The sequence below is a fragment of the Nonomuraea sp. NPDC049607 genome (genome assembly GCF_040675375.1).
Classification (GTDB): Bacteria; Actinomycetota; Actinomycetes; order Streptosporangiales; family Streptosporangiaceae; genus Nonomuraea.
Window position 1 is genome coordinate 1 of sequence record NZ_JBFAOV010000099.1, and the last position, 2,597, is coordinate 2,597.

Here is a 2,597-nt window from a genome sequence, read left to right on the forward strand (position 1 = left end):
GACGGGCGACGTGAGGTGCACGTCTACGCCCGACCAGCAGAAACAGGAGCAGGGACAGGTGCGGGAGCTGGGCTGGGCGAGGGGTGGCGGCGTCACGCCAGCGCGGTGATAGCCGAGAGCGCGGTGAACGCCGCGAGCACGACGAACACCGCAAGCGTGGTGAACGCCGAGAGCGCCGAGGGCGTGAACGGGGATGGTGCGGGGGCTGGTTTCGAGCTGGGTGTGTGGCCGCCGGTGGGGGCGCGGGCGGTGGAGGTGGAGGGCTTCTACCAGAAGCTGGCCGATGAGGGTTACGGGTATGGGCCTGCTTTTCGGGGGTTGAAGCGGGCCTGGGTGCGCGAGGGAGAGGTATTCGCCGAGGTCGAGCTGGGTGAGCGGGAGTGTGTGGATGCGGCCCGGTTCGGGGTTCATCCGGCGTTGCTGGATGCCGCCTTGCATGCCACCAGCCTGCCCGCCCACATCGAGCAAACCAACGGGGCCGACAATCCTGGCGGGGCGGGGGTGATGTTGCCGTTCGCGTGGACCGGGGTGGAACTGCTGGCCTCCGGCGCCCGGCAGTTGCGGGTGCACGTCCAACCGGCCTCCGATGCCGGTGGTGGTGTCAGTATCCGGATGGCCGATGGCAGCGGTGCCCCGGTGGCGGTGGTGACGAGTCTGGTTTCACGCCCTCTGCCGGCGCACGGGCTGGCTACCGGCGGGCTGCGGGCAGGTGAGCGGCCTGCGGTTGAGGGGTTGCATCAGCTGCAGTGGCTGCCCTTACCAGGCAACCCAGCAGTTGCAGCATCAGAGGCTGCATCGGACGCGACACCGGGCCAAGTGATCGTGGTCGGCTCATCTTCTGGTGATGTGGTGGCGGCGGTGCAGGCGGCTGGCGGCACTGTCGTGGGCCACTACTGCGATCTGCCGGCGTTGAACACGGCACTGGCTGCAGGCGAGTCGACGGCCGAGACGGTGATCCTGTCCCTGGACATGAGAGCTCCCACCCACGACACCAACGGCACCAACGGCACCAACGGCACCAACGGCACCAACGGCACCAACGGCACCAACGGCACCAACGACGAGCATGGTGAGCTGCTGTCGCGGTTGCGTGTGGAGTTGGACCGGGTGGTGGAGGTGCTGCGGGGCTGGCTGGCCAGTGAGCGGCTGGCCGAGACCCGGCTGGTGCTGCTCACCACCGGTGTGGTCACGGTGGGACACAACGCCGACCCCGGCATCACCGATCCCGGCAACACCGGTCCTGGGAATGATGGCCGCGAGTTGGTGGGGGCGGCGGTGCTGGGGCTGGCGCGGTCGGCGCAGGCCGAGCACCCCGGCCGGTTCCTGCTGGTCGACGTGGACGGACAACCCGCTTCCTGGCAGGCGCTGGCCAACGTACTGGGCACCGGCGGCGCGCCAGGCAACGCCCCGGCTACCACGCCGGACACAGCCAGCGCACTGAGCACAGGCAGCGCGCCGAGCGGCGTGCCGGGTGAGGCGCTGGGCAACGCCCCGGCCATGAACGGTGCGGCCGGTGTGGGGGATGAGCCGCAGATCCTGGTCCGGCAGGGCCGGGTCCTGGTCCCCCGGCTCACCCCCGCACGGGCCGGGGAGGACCTGGCAGTGCCGGACGGAGACGGGGCGTGGCGGCTGGACTGCCCCACACCCGGCTCGGTCGAAGGACTGGCCCTGGTGCCGGACCCGCGCGCGGACCGGGATTTGGGTGCCGGGCAGGTGCGGGTGCAGGTCCGGGCCGCAGGGGTGAACTTCCGCGATCTCGTGGTCACGCTCGGCATGGTGCCGGAACAGGGTGAACCGATCGGTGGCGAGTTCGCCGGTGTGGTCACCCAGATCGCGGCCGACGTGACCCGGTTCGCGGTCGGTGACCGCGTCATGGGATTAGGTGAAGGGGCGTTCGGCCCGCGGGTGGTGGCCGATCAGCGGCTGCTGGTGCCTTTGCCGGCCGGGTGGTCCTTCTCTCAAGGGGCTGGGACGCTGGTGGCTTTCGCCACCGCCTGGTACGGGCTGGTCGACCTGGCCGGCCTGTCCCGAGGTGAGCGGGTCCTCATCCACGCCGGAGCCGGCGGGGTCGGCATGGCCGCCATCCAGATCGCCCGCCACCTGGGAGCCGAGGTGTTCACCACCGCCTCCCCGACCAAACACGCTCTGCTGCGCCGCCTCGGCATCCCCGCAGACCATGTGGCCTCCTCCCGCACCCTCGACTTCGCCGACACCTTCACCACCACCACCGGCGGACACGGCATGGACGTCGTCCTCAACGCCCTGGCCGGCCCCTTCACCGACGCCTCCCTCACCCTCACCGCCCCCGGCGGACGCTTCATCGAAATGGGCAAAACCGACCGCCGCGACCCCGCCCACGTCACCACCACCCACCCCCACCTGCGCTACCAAAGCTTCGACCTCATGGACGCAGGCCCCGACCACATCCACACCATCCTCACCGGCCTGTGCGACCTGCTCACCACCGGCCACCTCACCGCCCTACCCGTCCGCTGCTGGCCCGTCACCGCAGCCCGGCACGCCTTCCGCCACATGGCCCAAGCCCGTCACACCGGCAAAATCGTCCTGACCATCCCCCACCCCCCACACCCCGACGG

General features: G+C 70.6%; 1 protein-coding gene. It reads left to right on the plus strand.

Annotated elements, in window-relative coordinates; genetic code table 11:
- Positions 1 to 123: 123 nt before the first annotated feature.
- The coding region (locus AB0J97_RS51560) for a polyketide synthase dehydratase domain-containing protein (protein WP_364104806.1) at positions 124 to 2,597 on the plus strand (2,474 nt) is incomplete at its 3' end.